General features: G+C 69.5%; 16 protein-coding genes and 3 pseudogenes. 13 read left to right on the plus strand and 6 right to left on the minus strand.

Annotation, left to right across the window (positions count from 1 at the left end; all coding sequences use genetic code 11):
* Window positions 1-487 (plus strand): short-chain dehydrogenase (locus NP777_RS36745; RefSeq protein ID WP_256654522.1); only part of this gene is annotated, 487 nt, incomplete at its 5' end.
* Between the two features lie 320 nt (window positions 488-807).
* Here NP777_RS36745 and NP777_RS48665 read toward each other — a convergent pair.
* Together NP777_RS48665 and NP777_RS48670 are read right to left on the minus strand one after the other, a co-directional pair.
* Window positions 808-1,362 carry a class I SAM-dependent methyltransferase gene (locus NP777_RS48665; RefSeq protein WP_391858644.1) on the minus strand — a complete coding sequence of 185 codons (555 nt, stop codon included), beginning with the start codon at window positions 1,360-1,362 and terminating at the stop codon, window positions 808-810.
* Window positions 1,317-1,535, minus strand: a complete 219-nt coding sequence (locus NP777_RS48670) for a hypothetical protein (RefSeq protein WP_391858645.1) — start codon at window positions 1,533-1,535, stop codon at window positions 1,317-1,319. Before NP777_RS48670 ends, NP777_RS48665 begins: the two co-directional genes overlap by 46 nt.
* Window positions 1,536-2,112: 577 nt before the next feature.
* On the opposite strand from NP777_RS48670, the gene NP777_RS36755 reads away from it, so the two are divergent.
* Together NP777_RS36755 and NP777_RS48675 are read left to right on the plus strand one after the other, a co-directional pair.
* On the plus strand, window positions 2,113-2,235 hold the full coding sequence (locus NP777_RS36755; RefSeq protein WP_256654523.1) for a hypothetical protein: 123 nt from the start codon (window positions 2,113-2,115) through the stop codon (window positions 2,233-2,235).
* Window positions 2,236-2,485: 250 nt separating this feature from the next.
* Window positions 2,486-3,227 (plus strand): annotated as a pseudogene (locus NP777_RS48675) (TnsA-like heteromeric transposase endonuclease subunit); the annotation flags it as partial.
* A 125-nt stretch (window positions 3,228-3,352) separates the two neighbouring features.
* Here NP777_RS48675 and NP777_RS36765 read toward each other — a convergent pair.
* Window positions 3,353-4,243, minus strand: a complete 891-nt coding sequence (locus NP777_RS36765) for an aminoglycoside phosphotransferase family protein (RefSeq protein WP_256654524.1) — start codon at window positions 4,241-4,243, stop codon at window positions 3,353-3,355.
* 508 nt (window positions 4,244-4,751) lie between these two features.
* On the opposite strand from NP777_RS36765, the gene NP777_RS36770 reads away from it, so the two are divergent.
* From NP777_RS36770 to NP777_RS36785, 5 genes are all read left to right on the plus strand, one after another.
* Window positions 4,752-4,922: a hypothetical protein gene (locus NP777_RS36770; protein WP_256654525.1), complete on the plus strand. Its 171-nt coding sequence runs from the start codon at window positions 4,752-4,754 to the stop codon at window positions 4,920-4,922.
* A 150-nt stretch (window positions 4,923-5,072) separates the two neighbouring features.
* On the plus strand, window positions 5,073-6,008 hold the full coding sequence (locus NP777_RS36775) for a hypothetical protein (RefSeq protein WP_256654526.1): 936 nt from the start codon (window positions 5,073-5,075) through the stop codon (window positions 6,006-6,008).
* A gap of 906 nt (window positions 6,009-6,914) precedes the next feature.
* Complete coding sequence (locus NP777_RS36780) at window positions 6,915-7,055, plus strand: hypothetical protein (RefSeq protein ID WP_256654527.1); 141 nt, start codon at window positions 6,915-6,917, stop codon at window positions 7,053-7,055.
* Between the two features lie 213 nt (window positions 7,056-7,268).
* A complete protein-coding gene (locus NP777_RS48680) occupies window positions 7,269-7,679 on the plus strand; it encodes a helix-turn-helix domain-containing protein (protein WP_391858646.1) in 411 nt (136 codons plus the stop codon).
* Window positions 7,680-8,011: 332 nt separating this feature from the next.
* Window positions 8,012-8,956: a S66 family peptidase gene (locus NP777_RS36785; RefSeq protein WP_308405323.1), complete on the plus strand. Its 945-nt coding sequence runs from the start codon at window positions 8,012-8,014 to the stop codon at window positions 8,954-8,956.
* A gap of 2,045 nt (window positions 8,957-11,001) precedes the next feature.
* Here NP777_RS36785 and NP777_RS36790 read toward each other — a convergent pair.
* A complete protein-coding gene (locus NP777_RS36790) occupies window positions 11,002-11,625 on the minus strand; it encodes a DedA family protein (protein ID WP_256654529.1) in 624 nt (207 codons plus the stop codon).
* Window positions 11,626-11,944: 319 nt separating this feature from the next.
* On the opposite strand from NP777_RS36790, the gene NP777_RS36795 reads away from it, so the two are divergent.
* Together NP777_RS36795 and NP777_RS36800 are read left to right on the plus strand one after the other, a co-directional pair.
* Window positions 11,945-12,364, plus strand: a complete 420-nt coding sequence (locus tag NP777_RS36795; protein WP_256654530.1) for a hypothetical protein — start codon at window positions 11,945-11,947, stop codon at window positions 12,362-12,364.
* Window positions 12,365-13,014: 650 nt separating this feature from the next.
* Complete coding sequence (locus NP777_RS36800) at window positions 13,015-13,233, plus strand: bacteriocin immunity protein (protein ID WP_256654531.1); 219 nt, start codon at window positions 13,015-13,017, stop codon at window positions 13,231-13,233.
* 156 nt (window positions 13,234-13,389) lie between these two features.
* Here the strand turns inward: NP777_RS36800 and NP777_RS36805 are convergent.
* Window positions 13,390-14,171: pseudogene (locus NP777_RS36805) on the minus strand (transposase family protein).
* A gap of 252 nt (window positions 14,172-14,423) precedes the next feature.
* Between NP777_RS36805 and NP777_RS36810 the strand changes: the two are divergent.
* Window positions 14,424-14,801 (plus strand): hypothetical protein, encoded by a 378-nt coding sequence (locus NP777_RS36810; protein ID WP_256654532.1) that lies wholly within the window; start codon window positions 14,424-14,426, stop codon window positions 14,799-14,801.
* A 158-nt stretch (window positions 14,802-14,959) separates the two neighbouring features.
* Here the strand turns inward: NP777_RS36810 and NP777_RS36815 are convergent, their stop codons facing one another.
* Window positions 14,960-16,102 carry an FAD-dependent monooxygenase gene (locus NP777_RS36815; protein WP_256654533.1) on the minus strand — a complete coding sequence of 381 codons (1,143 nt, stop codon included), beginning with the start codon at window positions 16,100-16,102 and terminating at the stop codon, window positions 14,960-14,962.
* A 173-nt stretch (window positions 16,103-16,275) separates the two neighbouring features.
* Here NP777_RS36815 and NP777_RS36820 point away from each other — a divergent pair, with 173 nt between their 5' ends.
* Both NP777_RS36820 and NP777_RS36825 read left to right on the plus strand, forming a co-directional pair.
* The gene (locus NP777_RS36820) at window positions 16,276-16,611 is read left to right on the plus strand and encodes an ArsR/SmtB family transcription factor (RefSeq protein WP_030873914.1); all 336 of its coding nucleotides are present in this window, start codon (window positions 16,276-16,278) and stop codon (window positions 16,609-16,611) included.
* A gap of 223 nt (window positions 16,612-16,834) precedes the next feature.
* A pseudogene (locus NP777_RS36825) lies at window positions 16,835-18,888 on the plus strand (Helicase associated domain protein); the annotation flags it as partial.
* Window positions 18,889-19,023: the final 135 nt, after the last annotated feature.

The raw sequence follows: 19,023 nt of genomic DNA on the forward strand, positions 1-19,023 counted from the left end.
CGCGTACCGGCCGATCAGCGGCGACCAGGGTTTCACCCCGGCCGCCAAGCTGGACACGGCCACTCTGGAGGGCCTGACCCCGCTGCCGCTGTTCACACCACTCGAGGTAGTCCAAGCTGTGCTGCCGGAGTGGAGCAAGCACGGCGAAGGCACCTTCCCGCCGGCTCAGGGCTACTCAGCGGCGCAGCCGATGCCCCACCTCAGCCGCCCGGGCCCAGTGATGTCCGCCACCCGTAACTACCTGTACTCCCCCAACGCCGAACTGGCTCACACGGGTACCTACATCGGCGCCCCGACCATCACGTCCCTGATCGCCCGCAGCAAGGTGTCCGCCGCGGCCCAGGCCGCCTTCGAGCCGGCCGACGGTCCGCAGCTCCCGGCCGTCGACCCCGACGACCTCGCAGAGCACTACTGGAACATGCACACCAAGCGCGACCACGTCAAGCAGTTCCACCCCGAGCCGCTGGCTCCACAGGCCACGGCGTAGCACCTGCGAGACTGAGCAGGACGCCCAGGGCCAGGTACCCGCCCCGGGCGATAACGAAAGCCTCACACGGGGACCGGGAACCGATACCCCGGTCACGCCGCGTCGTCCGGCCATAACGCCGACAAGGCCCTGGAACGAGCAGCCATAACAGTCCGACGAGAGGCCATCCGGGAACACCCCAGCTACTTTACAGAAGGTCAGACAGGAGACCGAGCCAGTCAGCCCGCCGCTGCCGCTCACCCACGTTGCCCGGGGCGCCTTCAGCGCCCCGGGCAACATCGCCTTCACCCGGGCTCCGGGCCTGGCCCGGAGCCCGGGTATCACGCCGGGGCTGCGGCTGCCTCCTCCTGCGGGGTGCGCGGGCCGGGCACCGGCCACCAGGCTCTCGGGCTCCTCCTGCTTCGCCCGCCCGCGAGGAGACCCTGATCCACGGCTCGCCGTGCTTCTTGACGATCGCCACCCCGCCCGTCGTACCCGCCGCCGACACCTGCTCGAAGCGGTCCAGCGAGGTGCGGAGCTTGCCTTGCAGGGCGGCGATGAACTCCCCGGCGTCCTGCGGCTGACAGATCGCGGCATAGTGCACGTCCCGCTTGTCCTCGAAGTCCGCCGGGACGCAACACGCGCCGGAGGTGGCCGAAGACCGTGGGCACTGCTTCGTCGGGGACGTGAATCAACGACCAAAATGCGAGCAGGCCGACGACTGAAGCATCGGCGAGGTCGAGGTCGGTCATCGAGCCCACCTCGAACCGCAGGCGGGGGTGGTCACGCCGAGCCACGTCGATCATCACGGATGAAAGGTCGATGCCGAAAGCGTCCACACCCAGCTCGTTCAGGTGAGCGGTGACGTGTCCAGGTCCGCAGCCCACGTCCGCCACCGGCCCACCGCCAGCGGCCCACCGCCAGCGGCGTGCACCAAGTCGGCGAACAGCGCCAGAGCCGCCCGAAGATACCGCGCCCCGGCCAGAGCCTCGCGTAGTTGGTCGGCACAGCTGACCGCGACCGTGTCGTAGGAGGTCCGGGTGTCTGCCAACCAGCGGTCCGCGTTCATGGCTCGACAGAGTAGTGCAGCGATCAGGATGACGAACCAGATCAACTGAGATCAACGACGAATCAGACCAGGCCACTTGAGACGGAGACCGGATCCTTCGAGACGAGACACCCGCCGGGCCGCCCGCACACGCATCGCCTCTGGTGTCCTGTGCCATCGAAGTTTGATATTTGCCACCAAGTTTGACCGGCACGGGGTGCTGATGGTCGGGGGTGACAGTGGGGGCGGTGGTTTCAGACGACATAGCCCTTTTTTTCGGACGTCTGCGGTGAAGTCGCTAAATCCCTACTGGTGCACAGCCCACGCTGGGAGGGCAATGAGCATCTGAGCCCGGGAGAAAGGACCGCACGTGAAAGCATGCACGCTGCTTGCTTTCGGGGCCGCCACAACTGGCCTCGCCACCAGTCTCTTCGTTGCCGCGCCATCCGCGACCGCCACCCCCGCCTCCGGAACCGGAACTGCTGCCGTTTTCGTGTCCCCCACGGCGGCCGCCGCCAACTGCAGCACGTGGTTCGACAGGGCCGGGCCCGGCGGCGCTGGCCGAGCCCACGCGAAATGTCCTGGTTTCTACGTGCGAATGACGATCACCTGCGTAGACGGACAGCGGAACACCAGCGCCTGGCGCTATGGGTACGCCAAGGCCGAGTGCTCGTACGGCGTCGGCTGGGAGAGCGCCGTCTACCGCACCAGGCGACCCTGAGCCGCTCGCATAGAAGCCAATGCGGGCGGGTTGAACAGATGGTTGCTGCCTCTCGCGGGCAGCAACCATGTCCCTGTGAACATGGTGGAGCGGCAGTTCAGCCGAAGAGCAGTGGGGCCACCGGTCAAACTTCGTTGGCACACGCTCAAGGCTCAGCGTCACGGGACATCTGGGCAGCTGTCCCCTGTCATCCAATCGAGGCGTTTGACAGCGAACCCAGTCCTACGAGGTGACGTGCTGGGGGTGCTGGATGGCCGTGCCGGCCGGGGCGGATCTTACGGATCCGTACGTCGAGCTGTCGTACGTGGATGCGGTACGCGAGTCTCGGCGGCGTCCGCTGCTGGACTGCGTAACGGCGCGGTTCGAGGACGTGGCCGCGGTACGGCCGTTTCGCTGGTCGCGCGGTGAGCGTCACTTCTCGGACTGGTACTGGGCGGCGACGACCATGCAGCACGTCGGCTTCGAGTCGTGGCTGGAGCGGGACCGGCTTGTGCTGATGGACTTCGATCCCGAGGTGGTGGGGATCGCCTCGCGGCCGTTCTGGCTGCACTGGCACGACGGTGAGCGTGAGCGTCGGCATGCTCCGGACTACTTCGTGCGCCGCGCGGACGGCTCTGCGGTGGTCGTCGATGTCCGTGCCGATGAACGGATCGAGCCAAGGGACGCGGAGGCGTTTCGAGGTGACGCGCCTGGCCTGCCGCCAGGCGGGGTGGGGCTTCGAGCGGGTCGGGGTTCCGGAGGAGGTGCTGCTGGCGAACGTGCGGTGGTTGTCGCGCTACCGGCACCCCCGGTGCCGGCGCGGGGCGGTCGTGGACCGCCTCCCAAAGATCTTCGCGGCACCGGTCCGGTTGATGGCCGGCGCAGATGCGGTGGGTGACCGGCTTGAGACGCTTCCCGTCCTGTTCCATCTCCTCTGGCTGCGCGAGTTGGCTGCCGAGGGTCCGTCGGTCGGGCTGCTGGGGCCGTCCACCATCGTGCGCATGGCGGACGGAAGCCTGAACGGAACTCGCCGGCTCAGCAGGAGCGGGCCACCATCTCAGCCGATCTGTCCACGTTGGCGCTGTGTCGGTGGGCCGGCAAGCGATCGCCTCTGCCGCGGCCTACGATCGGGGCGACATCACCTCGCCGACTCCAGAATGTGGTCGAGTGTCCGACGCCCCATTTTACTCATCGCCGGATTGCTCTCGACGTAGTACCAGACAAGACCCATCGCCTGCACGAAGGCCCATGCCTTACCGCGCTCCCACTCCAGATCGTCGCAGGCCAGTTTCCGCCGGAGCACTTCCCTTGGGCCCGGTTGCAACAGGTGCCAGGCGCTGACCAGATCCAGTGCGGGGTCGGCCGGGCCGAAGCCGCCGGTGTCGAGTACGCCGCTGAGCCGGTCTCCCGTGACCAGTACGTTGCCGGGAATCAAGTCACCATGGCTCATCACGTCGGCAGCCGTGCGTGGCAACTCCCGGAGGTGGCTCCACACCTGACGCAGCCGGGGCACGTCGAGCAGCCCCTTACTCTCCTCGAAGCACTTCGCCATCCAATCGTCGTGGTGAGCGAGAACGCCGCCGCGGTTCTCGCCGCTGAAACGCCGCCCCCGCGTCTCGGCGTCCCGCAGGGCTGCGATGAAGGACGCAAGGTCCTCCGCGAAAGCGTCCGACCCACTCGGGTCGGCATCCAAGGCGACCGTTCCCGGCAGCCATGTCTGGACCGACCACGGCATGGGGTAACCCGCTCCAGGCTTTCCCAGGGCGACGGGTTCCGGAACGGGGAACCGGGACACCTGTGCCAGCTCCGCGCTCGCCTGGGCTTCCCGTTCCAGAACCGCCAGCGCCTCCGCGGCATCGGTCAGACGCAGCGGGAAACGCGCGGAGAGGTCGTCCCCGATGCGGAAGATGGCGTGGACCGTCCCGGTCGACGACAGGAGTCGGATCGCCTTGCCACTCCACTGAGGGAACTGTTCTTGGATCAAGGCCGCAACGATATCGGTTGTCACGTCCACTTGGTCATCGTGCATGGGCAATCTCGCGAGCCCTTCCACTAATCCAGTTCGAAACGACGGAAGCAGTCCAGATCAACTGAGACGACAACCAGTATTCAGACGCCAGGTCCCAGATCAACTGAGATTTTTTCGGCCACCCAGGTGCCTGAACCGTCCTGGTCGCCCCAGGTCAGAGCCGCGACTTCGGACCAGATCACTTGAGACGGAACACGAGAGGCACCACCGAGAGCGACAGCTCGTTTACCCATCGAACCCAGTCGCTCAAGGCCAGGGCATCGCAACCGACTAACTTCGCTGTTGTCCCGTGCCATCGATCTTTGACCGATGGCCACTCAAGGTTGACGGACGACGATCCGTGTCACCGAAGGTTGATCGCGAGGATCAGGGGTCCGGGGGCGTGCGAGCCCCAGGCACGGATCCCAGGAGCTGTTACGGTCCGCGGATGGTGGAACCGGTGACAGGCGCAGCAATGCGGGCGACAACCCAAGCGATGCGGATGGCTCAGGCCGCAACAAACTCTCTGGTGGCAGTACGCCACGGGCGCAGAGAGGACCGGGCAGTCGTCTACGACCGCTTCCTGGCCCTGTGCGTCACCTTCTACCGCCTACGCCGCGACGGCGGAGACGACACGCCCCTGCGCGTGGACGAGCTGTACGCCGCCCTCCACGCCATCGAACTGCGGGCGCCTATGTAGTACTCCAGCTGTAGATCGTGATCTTCATGTCTGGGATGCGGCTTGTCGCTGGTAATGGCTGGTGCGTGATCGCTGCTGATGGCGGCGTCGCCAGTCGGAGCAGCCGAGTCGGTGGGCGATGTCGTGGAGAGGCTGGACGAGGTACGGCGGGTGCTGGACGACCCCGCTGCCGGTCTGGCGGCGTTCCACCAGGATCAAGACGAGCTGCGGCGCAAGGTGCTGGAGAACATCCAGCTCGGCACGACCGGGTTGCGTGAGGAGAACCGGGAGCTGCGGCGCCGCCAGGAGAAGATGCCCGGCGATCTGTCGGACACGCGGGCCGCGGTCGAGGCGCTGCGGCGGGAGATCGCGCAGGCCTGGGCGCACACGATCAGTGCGTCGACCGCGGCGGCCGTGCCGGGCGTGGCGGCGGAGTTGGCGCGGCGCGAGCAGCGGGTTCTGGAGGCCGTCGGCACCGACGGCGGCGGCGAGGCGGGGCGGGAGGAAGCGGTGGACGCGAGCACGGAACCGGTTGACGAGGGTGGTGGCCGGCAGGGCGCGCCGCGCGAGGAGCGGCACCAGGACGAAGTTCCTCCTGCCCCGGCGACGGCGCAGGAGCCGTCGCCGTCGGCCCCTGTTCCTGCGCCCGATGAGCCGGCGGTCGAGGCTGCGGCGACGTCAGCAGGCAAAGAGGACCGGGGGGGCGAGAAGAAGGACGACTACCGCCGGTACGTGGACAGCGTGCTGAAGGCAGCCGCCATCGCGTCGGCCCGGCTGGTGTGCCATCGGGACACCTGGACGTTCGTGATCGAGCAGACTTCCCAGCACCCGCATTTCCGCCATCCGGACCGCGTCGGCGAACTCGAGGACGGGCAGATCGAGACGTTCCTGTCCGGCCGGTCCCTGCTGGCGGTGCTGGTCACCATGCGGAAGATCCTGGACGGCCTCGCCGCAGACGAAACCGAGGTGGCGACCTGGGTGCCGGCCAGTGCGGTCTACCGACGCACGCAACTGGCGGTCGCCGACGCCAAGCACACCCGGCCTGACGGCGCCGAGGTCACCACCATCGTCCTGGACGACCGGCCGGTGCCTGCCGGCGCATCCTGACCGTCTGCAGTTGCCGCGGGCGGTGCCCGGACCTCCTGTCTGATCGGGCGGAGCTCCCCGCCGGCGGTTTCCCGGAGCTCTGCCGCGGAAGGTGCGGTTTCCGCGGACGGTTCCTGACGCACTTGTGGCCCGGCCAGATCTGACCGGGCCACAACACGCTGTCCTCAGCTTCGCATCCTTGTACGGAATGCATACTGAGAAGTCGGTGGGGGTTCCGCTGCAACGGAAGATCCCCGTTTGTCCCTGGTGCGTCCACAGCAATACGGATCGTCGCCCGGGCAGCGCGCTGAGTGCGCGCTTCAACGGGTAAGAGTGTCGCCCGCCGAAGTGATCAATAGCAATCCCTGAGCGCCGGTGATTACACCACACGAAAAACTTACCCCTGTGACCTGCGGGAACCCTGGTCCGGTGCGAGCAACCATGGTGGGTTATTCGCGGCACATCCGCGACAGCTCGTAAACAACCCGAGAAGCGGAGCCCGCACAGTTATTTGCCCGCCGTCGGAGGATTTCAAGATTTTTTCCCTCCGCCGTGATGACGGGTATGACCTGCGGAGACAACGCCCGCACGCCTCCGGAAAACCCACCTTCCCGGCGAATCTACCCAATCCGGCCGACTGTGCAGCGTGTCACGCGTGCCGCGGGCCCGGGACGTGGTTGACCACGTGTGCCAGGGCCGCAACTGCCGCCGCCCACAGGCGCGTTGCTCTCAGTAGCGTGAGAAACAGTCCTGTTTCCCGGCTGCAACCGGGCCAGGACACGTCCACAGCAATCCGGCCCTGTGACCGTGGTAGGCGTTGCCGGGCTCGTCAGCGCCGAAATGCGCCGCCGTTTCACCCAGTCCTGACCCATCCCACCGGCCCCGGGGCCCAGTGCCCCGGGCCGCGGGCTCACGGAAGGAGACACGGTGGCCCGCCCCATGAACCCACTGCCCGCCACTGACGGCGAGAACAGCCTCCTGGTGGACTTCGCCTCCGCCCTGCGCGCCCTGCGCTCCCGGGCGGGAGCACCGACGCTGGCCGAGATGGCGCAGCGCTCCGGCGTCTGAACCGCCTCGCTCTCCGACGCACACAACGGCCGCGGGCTGCCCACCTGGCGCACCGTGTATGGATACGTCCGGGCCTGTGGCGGTGATCCGGCGCGCCGGCGCTCCCGGTGGGAAGGCGTCCAACTCGCCCAGCGCACCGGCCAGGCCGAGGACCGCCACGCTGCCCTGATCAGCAAATGGGCCCGCACGCGGCAGCTCACTCCGCCTCAGTGGGTGAAGAGCGAGGCAGAGCTGGCAGAACTCCTGGACCACATGCGGCGCTTTTGCGGCCTGAGCCTGCGGGACCTGGCGCGCCGGAGCGGTGGCTTCTCCCACCACACCTTCGGCGCGGTTCTGCGCGGCGACCGGCCAGTGACCACTGACATCCTCGTGGCCGTCCTCCACGCCTGCAGGGTGGATCCAGGCGCTGCCCAGCGCTGGCTTGCAGCACTGGGCAGCGTGCGGCCCGTAGAGGAACGGCGTGTGCAGACCTACATCTCGAGCGTCGAAGCCGCCCGACGCACACGGATCGCCGGGAGGCCGGCCCAGGGCCCGCGCCAAGACCGGTGGCGGAACGGTCTCACACCCGTGAACTCGACGCAGGCGGCGCCCTCGCGGGCCACGCCGAGCGCCCGCGCGTCGTAGTGCTGGATCATCTGCCGGGCAGAGCGCGCGGACGCTGCCCGGTGAACGGAGAGCAGCCCGAGGTGCCGCCTGGACTGAAGTCCAGGCGGCACCGGCCGCTCCTGCCGGACGGAGTCCTGGGGGGTACCGGCGCACCCGTCATCGGCGCCCGCCGTTGTCCGTGTGGAGGCGGTGGGTGGGCCCGGCCGGGGTTCCGGGGCCTCGCCCGGGCCGTGTCGGTGAGGCGGAATACCGGCGGCGCGGGTCTTGTTTCCCGCCTTTGTTGATCAATAAGGAGGAAGCCCCCTATGCCTGCGATCCTTCGGCCCCGCGCGCTGCGTTCCGGCGATCTCGTGGTCGTCACCGCCCCCTCGGGCCAGCTCGAGCCGGGTGAGGAACCACTGCTCGCCCGCGGTGTGGCGATACTGGAGCGGATGGGATTCCGCGTGCGGGTCAGCCCGATGGTCAACCCGGCGCGGCATCGCTGGTGGGCGTCGGGCACTCCGGCAGAGCAGGCCGACGAACTCAATGGTCTGCTCCGGGACCCGGAAGTGCGGGCCATCGTCGCGCACACCGGTGGACAGACGACCATCGGCTATCTCGATTTGATCGACCTGGACGCGATCCGGGCCGACCCGAAACCGATCCTCGGCTACAGCGATATCTCGCTGCTGCACATGGCACTGCACGCCAAGACCGGCCTCGTCGGCTTCCACGCCGACATCGCCACCCACGGTTTCGGCAGCGACTGGTACACACTGGGCGACGAGGCCCGCCGCTCCGAGCTCGTCGACCTCTACACCCGTGTCCTCACCAAAACCGAGGCGCCGGGCCTGCTGCCGGCGAAGGGGGCCTGGGAAACCTGGCGGCCGGGCCGCGCGCAGGGACCACTGTTCGGCGGTCTGCTGAACCGCCTGGTCCTGCTGCAGGCCACACCGTTCGCCCCGGCCGCCGAACAGTTCGAAGGCGCCGTACTGTTCTGGGAGGAACTGCAGCGGCCGGTCTCACGGATCTGGAACGACCTGCACACCCTGCGGCTCTCCGGTGTGCTGGACCGGATCGCCGGCATGGTGATCGGCATCCCGACCGAGGTCACCCCCCACGAGGGCGGCGGAGACCGCGCAGGCCTACGCGACGTGGTACTCGATGTCCTGGCCCGGCGTGACATCCCCGTCCTCGCCCAGGTCGACTTCGGCCACACCTCGCCGAACCTGCCCCTGCCCATCGGCGTCCGCGCACACATCGACGCCGACAACCAGACACTGTCCCTGACCGAAGCGGCGGTCACTGAAGGCTGAGTTCTGTTGGGTATTGGCGTGAGCCCGGAGGGCTGCGCCCCGTCGTGTCCCGCTTCTCCCGGTCGGCCTGCCTGTCATGCCCGCTACCCCGCGGCCTGCCCGACCGTCCTGACCGCCGCCGAGCGCGAGCGACTGAAGAAGGCGGCCAACGGCCACAGGGCCGAGCACCGGCCACGGGGCCGTGCGCAGATCGGTCCTGCACGCGGCACCAGGGGGGTGCGCCGACGCGCCCATCGCACACGGGACCGCCCCTGCACCTGGACACCGTTCACGCCCGGCGCGGCCGGTCCGCTCACCGCGGCCCGCCGGCCCAGGCCGACCGTAAACGCCCAGGGCACCCCGGCCCGCTTCACCCCCTCGCGGATTGCCGGACCCAAGACGCCGGCCTGCCAGTTACCAGCCGGACACGACCACCGACACACCGGCGCTGTGCCGGCGTCAGTTCGGGACGCGCCGTCCGCGGGCACGCCGTCTGCGGGCACGCCGACCTGTTGCGCGAACGCATCGACGGAAGGGCGGGCCAATGGCGAGGGCCGCGGGCGACCCCCGCCCCCACCAGCACATCACCTCGAAGTGAAAGTCCCAGAGGCCCCGGCCGGAAAGGCGGGCAGACGCACGGCGTCAGTGATCACGCGGGTGCCGAAGCCCATGACCGCCAAGCAAGACCGTCCCTGCCCGTTCAACCATCGCGCCCACCCTCCACGCCCGACCGAGCGGGACCCGCCGCCGTTCCCGTCACCGCCGGTACTTCCGCCGACCTGCCGCGTCACCTCGCAGCAGTACCCGATCCGCGCCGAGCGCTCGCGGTGCGCTGCCCGGCCGCGGCGCTGCCGGGCATGCGCGGGACGCGGGCGGATCGCGTACACGGCCGTCGTGGGCGGGTGGCGTACGCGGGATGTGGGCGGGTGGCGTGCGCGGCCGTCGTGGGCGGGTGGCGTACGCGGGATGTGGGCGGGTGGCGTGCGCGGCCGTCGTGGGCGGGTGGCGTACGCGGGATGTGGGCGGGTGGCGTGCGCGGCCGTCGTGGGCGGGTGGCGTGGGCGGGTGGCGTGGGCGGCGCCCGTGGGTGACCGAGCCGGTGATCCTGGGGTTCGCCGCGGTGGGACAGGTGCCGCTGATGGCGGTGCAGGGGCCGTGACCGTGGCGGTGGCCGGTGAGCGTGCTCGCGGCCGAGGATCCGGTGAACCGGAAGGTCGCCGCGGCGTGCGCCGGAATGGTGCTGATCGTGGTGGCCAGCCTGACGGGGTGGGGTCCTGGCGTCGGGGACGGGCACTGGTGGATGCCCGGCGGGGAGTGCCGGTGCACCGCGGCGGGCGGGGGTCCGGCCGTGGCCGACGAAGCACGACAGGAGCATCTGTCCGAGGCCGCGATACACACCCATGCTGCGGGCCCCTGTGAGGTGACGGGGCTGGCCGCCGGTGCGGTGACCGGTTCGATGCGGAGCGGGATCCGTTGTCAGGCCCGCGGGACCGGATCGCGACCTGCCCCCGGCCGGTGGGTGAGCGGTCCCAGCCCATCGGGCAGGGCTGCCGTGACCCCCCGAGCGACCGTGACCGGTGTGAGCGGGAGCCATCTACCGTGGCAGTGCGTGGCGCTTCAGCACGGTCCGCGGGTGGCGGCACTCACGGTGTTCACCGTCATTCCCGGTGGCCCGCGGCTGTCGGCGCCGGTCCCGGAGCACACAAGGACCCGCCGGCGCTGACCCCCAGGCCATGCTTCCCATACGTGCCGAACAGCGCGGGTATCACGACGCCGTACCCGAGGGCTGGAGACCGGGAACAGCCCGGTGACCTCTTGCAGCAGGCAGGCCGACGCCCACGGCTTCGGGACAGGCCAGGACGGACAAGCACGACCTTGGGCCCGGAGCGCAGAGACGAGACTCCGGGCGACACACGCGACCGCACCGGCGGCTCCGGCGGCTCCGGCGGCTCCGGCGGCTCCGGCCGGACCGGGGATTACTGCATCTTGTAAAACTTCGACGGCTTGAGTGAGAGGCGTTCCCCCGGCGACCCGCACGGTTCGCCATCCCCCGCCGGGGAGAGCGCTCAGTCACCCGCGCGGCGGCGCAGCACGGCACGGGCCACAAGCGCGACAACCAGCACACCCAGGGCGATCAGCAGGTAGGTCGAATAGCGGGTGACCTCGGTGTAGATCGCGGTGATGTGGCTGCCGGCGGCGTAACCGACACCCGCCCAGAGCCCGACCCACAGTGCTGCCCCCAGCAGGTTGAAGGCGAGGAAACGCGGCCAGGGCATCCTGGTGGTACCGGCGATGATCCCATTGACCTGACGCAGGCCTTCGAAGAAGCGCGCCACGGTTACGACCTTCCCGCCATGACGGGTGAAGAACCTCTGGGCCTTCTCATAGCGTTCGGGTGAGAGGAAGACGTACCTGCCATAGCGCAGTACCAGCGCGTGTCCACCGGTGCGCCCGATGAGGTAGCCGACATTGTCGCCGAGGACAGCGGCGACGATGCCGATGGCGATGACAGCGACGATGTTGAGCTGCCCGGCCCCCGCATACACCGCCGCGGCGATCAGGATCGTCTCGCCCGGCGAGGGGATGCCGAAGTCCTCCACGAAGATCAGGCCGCCCACAGCCCAGTAACCCCAGTGATCCAGGACCGGCGCGATGTCACCGAGCACCCCGGGCAGCGGTGGTGTACTCATGCGGATCTCGCTCCTTCCGCACGATGGCGAGCCCGCTTCATGCCTTTCCAGCCGGGTCACGCCAGGGGGCGATGCTGCTCAGTTTATTGCCGGAGAGGCAGGCGACGGAGATCACGCCGATGGCTGTCCACGCCCCGGACGTTGCCCTCAGCCGGTTTCACCCGGTCAGGGCCAGTACCGGCCCGGCCTCCGCAACCCTCTCCAGCGCGGCCGGTGACAGCGGCCACGAACAAGGTCCAGTCGTTCAACCGGCTCTCCCAGTGGGCCTGCTTCGGCAACCGCGGCCACCGACAACGACCGCGGCGGGCAGGAGAAGGCGATGAAGTTCAACGCCCCGCTCACGAACGCGGTGATCTTCCACAACGCCCCGGACATCGCGGAGATCGCCTGCTGGCTGCTGGCTGCTGGCTGCTGGCTGCTGGCTGCTGGAGGAAGGCTGCGGGATCGACCCCGAGGACTTGGCCCAGGTCTCGCCGTACCTGCCCGAGCACATCAAAGAGATCCGGTGAGCTGTCCAACCCACGAGCCCGGCATCCAGCCGGAAGCGTACGGCCCGAAACCGGATGTGGATTTCACACAGCTCCGGACGGAGAACCCGACCAGCAAGAACATCAGCCAGACAGCCTCACCGAACACAGGGATCGGCACTGCCTGCCGCCCGTGCCCGGCCACGGTCAACGCCGCGCCCCGCCGGACAAGACGTTGCCCCTGGCCGGGCACGGAGCGGGCAATCCAGTGAGCGGGGGTGTCCTGGTACTGGAGCAGGCCATCACCCGCCTGACCCTGAAGCCGGCCCACGCGACGCGCCCACGCGCGGGACGAACCCGCCGACGTACAGGACACCGAGGCGACAACGCGCGCCGGGGCGGCCACGCGCGGGACGAGCCGCAGACGCGCGGGACACCGGGCCGACGACGCGCGGGGCGCGCCGGCGCGGCGACGCGCAGGACGCCAGGCAGCGACGCGCGGGGCGCGCCGGGGCAGCGGCGCGCGGGACGCCGGGGCGGCCAGGGCGTCGTCGGCCCGGTGTCCGTGGCGCGGAATCGGCGAACCCGCCTGCCCGGCAGCCATGGAGCAACAGGGGCCGGGCCGGCGGGCATTCCCGCCAGGTCTCCCCCACCACCGTGCACAGTCGTCCATGGCCTCCTCGTGGAGGCGCCTGTGCAAGATTGCCGACCCAGTCCCCGGCCCACGCCCGCAGGGCGGCCGTCTCCGCGGGCGTGAGACCGTAGCAGAAGGAACAACCGGGCGGCCGGGGATGGCGCCGTAGGCCGATGCCGCGGTCGCCGAACTCCGCGCGAGGCCGCGTCCGTCAGGACGTGTCCCCCGACCGATCATGGATTTCGTTGCGGTGTCCTCGACGGAAGGGGCCTGATGAGGGGCACGGAGATGAGCCGGGCCGAGGCGATTGCGCTCGTGCAGCGGATCATGGACGCGGACTACGCCTCCGAAGACGAGGCGGACAGCTGGCTGGACCTGCTCGACCGGGCCCTGGAATGCCCGACCGGGCACGTCACCGGCTTGATCTTCTGGCCGCCGCCCGGCCGGGAACTCTCGGCTGACGACGTAGTCGAACAGGCCCTGGCATACCGGCCGATCACCCTGTGAGGACCTGGATCCGCCCCTGATACGAGTGACGAGGGCCACGGGGGCGGCGGCCCCGGGGAAGACGTAGCCGCGTTCGGCCACGGCCACGGCCACGGCCACGGCCACGAGCGGAGCATGCAGACGGAGGGCCGATGAACCGGTGAGCCTTTGCCAACCTCAGTTTGAGCAGGTCAGGTGGAGGGTGAGGACGGCTTGGGCGTGGCTGCCGTGATTCGGGTAGTGCTGCAGCGGAGTTTCGGCAGCAGGCGCCAGGCCTTCAAGGCCGCCATGGCCTGCTCGCCGAGGGTACGGATGCGGACGGGCGCGGCGTTGACCGCGCGTTGACCTGTCGAGAGCCGGTCCCACCGGCCGCGGAAGAGCACCCCCGCGGTGCCGCCCGCGCCCCGGCAGCCCTTGCCCGTCCAGCAGGCCGGGCCCGCCTCGGTGAGGGCGTCGATGATGCCGCGGGTTCGGGCGGCCTCAATTGCCGTGCACGGCGCCGGCGGGGCGGGGCAGGGCAGGGTCGCAGCAGCTTCCCGTGTGGACCGGCGATGACCTGCACGTTCATACCGTGCCTCTCGTGTTTGCCGGAACAGAAGGGCCGGTCGGCGGCGAACCGGTCGCTCGGCAACAACAGCGGCCCGTCCAGGATCACGAATGCCCTCGCCGAAGCGGCCGTCCCCGCCGTGGCGAGGCCGGGCGCCCGCCACACCGCGAGCAGTCCGATGGCCTCCGTGAGGCACCCGGTACACCGCGCTCACGCCCGCCTCGAACCCGGCCGCGAACTGCGCGCAGGTGCGGCCCCAGGGCGCAGGTGTGCCAGCACCAGCAGCGCCTGGCGGCCGGCGGACCGCCGGCGCCACCGAGTCCCGCGCGCCGCCCGATACGCGGCCGACCGGCCGGTCACGAACCGCAGATGCCGGGTATACAAGATCGAAGGCAGCCGGATAGACAAGCACATGAAGCCCCCGGCGGCACCGGTGACCTCGGTCGTGAACCCGTCCACCAGAAGCATCACCGCGTGCGCAGGCCAACCGGCCGGCTCATCAACCACGTTGGCCCTCGACACCACCGCTACGGGCTCTGCATAGACTGATGCGCGCGGATGTGACGGGATGTCTTGGGCGCGACCTTCTGACCGGGCGCCGGGAACTGCCCGGGGGCGTCCTGCACGAGACCGCGCATGGACGGTGAACCACATCGTCAGTCCGATGAATCCCGGCACCCTGATCGTCGGCCCGCGCGAGCACGTCGTGGCCATCGCGGAACCCGACGACACGGCGGCGGCGGAACTCGGCCCCTTGCTGCGCGACACCGCTCGTGTCGTGGAGCCGTTGTGCCGGCCCGAGCAGACCTACGTCCGCATGTGGTCGCACGGCCGCGACATGCGCAAACACCTGCACATCGCGGTCCAGCCGGTGACCGCTGAGGTACGGGCCCGCTACGGCGGACCGCGCTCCGAACAACTCCAGGCCCGGATGCTGGCCGACGGTGACGAGCCGGACATCACAGAGGTCGAACAGTTCCGCGGACGGGCTCGCGACCTGTTCCAAGCGATCACCGACAGCAGCACCGAAGACCGCAGCTGATCACCGGCCCCGCGACGACGTCACGACATCGGCCGGGCAACCCTACGCAAGGCAGCACCGCAGTCTCGCGAGGCAGCACCGCAGTCTTCCCCCCTCACACACCCTGGAGCTGCCGCGGAGCTGCGCACCGACCGGCGACCGGTCGGTGCGGGCCCGGTTTACCGGTTCGCGGCTTCGCGAGAGGCGATCCGGTTCGTGCGACCGACCGCGCGGCCCATCGCGTTGCGCACCGCGAGGCCCGGCCGGGTGCGGGGCACCATGAGCCTGGAGAGCAGACCGACGCGTCGCTGCCGCGGGCCTACCTCACGGCGGAGCCGCGACTCGTAGGCGGCGAAGGCGCGGGCGTGATCACCGGGATGGGCGGCGAGCTGTTCTGCGAGGGCGTACGCGCCCGCCATCGCCATGCTGGACCCGTCGCCCAGCAGGGCTGTCGCCGCCGCCGCGTCCCCGAGCAGTACGACCCGTCCGCGGGACCACGAGGGCATCCGGACGGTGGTCAGGGGGTCGAAGAACGGAGCCGGGTGGTCGAGGAACGCCGCCACGAGTTCCGGTGCCCGCCACCGCACGTCGGCGTAGGCGTCGGCCACGGTCTGCTTGTGAAGGGCGATGTTCTTGCGGTCGTGGGGCGCTAGCTGTGCGGCCCGGAAGGTGAAGATCGCGAGCGGAGTGGTCCGTGAGGGGTGGAGGACCAGCATCCGGTTCGGCACGGTCAGCATCGTCATCTCGGTCGGGTCCTCGATGGCGTCGGGTTCCAGCGGGACGGTCGCGCCGTACAGGCCCAGGTCGCTCGCGAACTGCCGCTCGGGTCCGAATACCAGGCGCCGTACGGTGGAGTGCATCCCGTCGGCACCGACTACCAAGTCGAAGCGCCGTGGCGCGGACCGCCGGAAGGTGACGTCCACCCCGCCTTCATCCTGGTCGAGAGCGGTGACCGTGTCGTCGAACAAGAACTCGGCCTCGGTCTGCGCCGACCGGTGGAGCACCTCGGACAGGTCGGCTCGGGTCACTTCGACGGTCGGAGTCTTGTCCGAGGTGAGCGGGAGTTGCAGGATTCGCCTGCCGCCGGGGTCGAGCAGGGTCAGTGACCGGTTGCGGGTGGCGAGCCCGCGGAGCTGCGGGAGGATGCCCATGCGGTCGGCGACCGGGATCGCGGGCCCCTTCACGACGATCGCGCTGCCACCGGAGCGCAGCTGCCGGGCGTGTTCGACGACCGTTGGCCGGTATCCATTCCGGGAGAGCCAGTAGGCGAGTGCGGGCCCTGCGATTCCGGCACCGACTATCAGCACCTCGGGTTTCTTCATGACGATGACCTCTCGGAGTGTCGATGACCAGGTCCCCGGTGAGTGCCGGGCCGGGCCTGAGGGAGCGGCGGCACGGGGCGGCGCACCGGACCAAGGTACGATCATTTTCGTACCTCATTCAGGGAAGCACGCCCTTCAGGTACGATGCAAGTCATACCTGAAGGAGGTGCGGCGTGGCCGGGAGGAACCTGGTCGGCCCGGAGGTCGATGCGCTCGATCTGGGTGCGGTGTTTCGCGCCCTCGCCGACGAGCACCGTCGTTCGGTGATGACGGAGTTGGCCGCCGACCGCAGCGACAGCGAGCGGGGCTGCAACTCGTTCGATCTTCCGATCTCGAAGCAGACCCAGACCCACCACTTCCGGGTCCTGCGCGAGGCAGGTCTCATTGACGAGATCGACTACGGCAACCGCAAGGGCATCCGACTACGACGCGCGGACATCGAGAAGAGATTCCCCGGGCTGCTCACGCTCCTGGGCTCAGAGTCCCCGGGCGGTACCGCTCCCCGCTGAACACAGCTGAGCACACCGGAAGGAGTCCGGGCCGGCTCTGAGCCGCGAGCTCGGCCGGATCCAGCCCGCGCCCGGCTCGCAGGTAGCCGAGCACGACGCGGGCACGAAGGGGATCGGTGTCGCTTCGACCAACGTCCCGCGCTCGTGATCGGCGCCGAACTCTTCCGCACGCTCCCTCACGCCCACACCCACTGAGGTTTCCTCAACCTGAGTGCGGAGCAGGGCCACCCCGCGCATCCTCGCCTCCCCCGGCCGCAGAAGGACAAGGACGGCCAGGAACCGGAGATCGCGTCGATGACCTCCGATCCGCACGGCACCTACGGCGAAGGATTTTCGAGCTCGGGCTGGCGGAGGCGGTCGAGCGGAACATCCTCGCCGGCTTCGAGATCGACGTCCTGGAGATCCGCGACCCCCAGCCGGCTCCGGAACTGCCGCAGGAGGCGCTGCGCGGGCGCCGCCTGGCGCTGCTGCAGGCCGCCCTCCTGGAACACGCCGCCAGATGGAACCTGAAGACCGTGATCACCTTCCACCAACGAGTGGAAGAGGCGGCCGCGTTCGCGGAGAAACTGCCCGAGACCGCCGCCGAACTGTACTCCACCGAAGCATCCGGCCAGGCCCTCTCCGAAGCCGAGAAGCTGCCGGAATCCTCAACCGGCGCGTAACTCTACGAACTGGAGGCACACCCCCCGGACCGGGTATGGTCCGCCTGGCTGTGCGGTGACCACCTCGTGGCCGAGCGGCGCGAGACCATCCGCCAGTTCGCCCACGGCCTCAACGCATCCGGCCGCCGGGTGCACCGGGCCTTCCTCGCCAGCGTCCGCGTACTCGGCCAGAGCACCGACATCGCCGGCACCCGGGGCGTGGAAGCCGTCTGCTTCGCCGACACCCGCGGCTCCCAGGTCGAGATCGTCCAGAACATCGGCCGCGCACTCCGGCCGAACCCGGACGGCACCACCAAGACCGCACGGATCATCGTGCCGGTCTTCCTCCAGCCCGGCGAAGACCCGGAAAACATGATCGCCAGCACCTCGTACCGCCCCCTGGCCGCGGTACTCCAAGGCCTGCGCTCACACTCCGAACAACTGGTCGAACAACTCGCCTCCCGCGCCCTCACCCGCAGCCACCGGCAGCGGCGCATACACATCCAGCGCGACACACAGGGCCGGATCATCGGCACCATCAGCCACAGCCGCGGCGAGCACCAGGAAGGCCAGGAAAGCCAGGAGGGTGAGGAGGGTACCGACGGTGCTGCCGAGGCCGCGCTGCTGCACTTCTCCAGCCCACGCGACCCGGCGACCATCGCCGCGTTCCTGCGCACCCGGGTCTACCGCCCACAGTCCCTGGTATGGCTCGAGGGCCACCAGGCCAGGCGGCGCTGGCGGGAGGAGAACGGCATCACCGGACTCCACCCGACCCCCTACGACGCGCACACCACGGCCGGCGGGAACCTGGGCCGCTTCCCCGTGGGACGCTGGGAAGCCCAGCAGCGCCGCGCGGCCCGCACCGGAGACCTCGACACCTGGCGCCGCGAACTCCTGGACGAGAACGGCATGGTATGGGAACCCGGAGAAGAAGCCTGGGAGACCAAACTGGCCCTCCTCCGCTCCTACCACCACACACACGGACACCTCGCCCCACGGCAGAACACCCACTGGGGCGACACCGAAACCGACACCCGGCCAATCGGCCGGCAGATCGCCAACCTCCGCAGAAAAAAACGGCCTGGGCAAAAACCCCGAGCGCGCCGCGACCCGCGCCGCACAACTCACCGCGCTCGACCCCGACTGGAACTGCCCCTGGCCCCTGGACTGGCAACGCCACTACCGCGTCCTGGCCCAACTCGCCGAAGACGAACCCGGCAACCGCCTGCCCGGCATCGCCCCCGGCGTACTGTTCGAAGGCAACGACCTCGGACGATGGCTCCAACAGCAAGCCCACAACTGGACAGACCTCTCCGCCGAGCAGCAGCAGCGCCTGACCACACTGGGGGTGACACCCGCAGAACGCCCCGGCCCCGCGGCCAAGAACGACGGGAAGCCGGAGGGGAAGCTGCCAGCAGCTTTCCAGCGCAGCGTAACGGCCCTCGCACAGTACATCTCCCGCGAAGGACACCACCGCGTCCCCAGAAGCCACGTAGAGGAAAACCCGGCCGACGGCCACCACACCCCCGTACCAGTCCGGCTGGGCGTATTCATGAGCAACACCAAAACCCGCCGCGACAAACTCACCGGGCCGCAGCGCGCCGCTCTGGCCGAACTCGGCATCGAACGGACCTGAACAAAGAGCTCCGCCACCCGATGGGAACTGATGCCCTGAGCATGAACCTTCACGGTGCCGGGCCGCCAGGCCACGGGCCGTGCCGGGCGTACGGCACCGGATTGGTGGAACGAGCATCTGCAGGCCCGGCTTCAG

Origin of the sequence: Streptomyces rugosispiralis, assembly GCF_024505145.1 — a bacterium.
GTDB lineage: Bacteria > Actinomycetota > Actinomycetes > Streptomycetales > Streptomycetaceae > Streptomyces > Streptomyces rugosispiralis.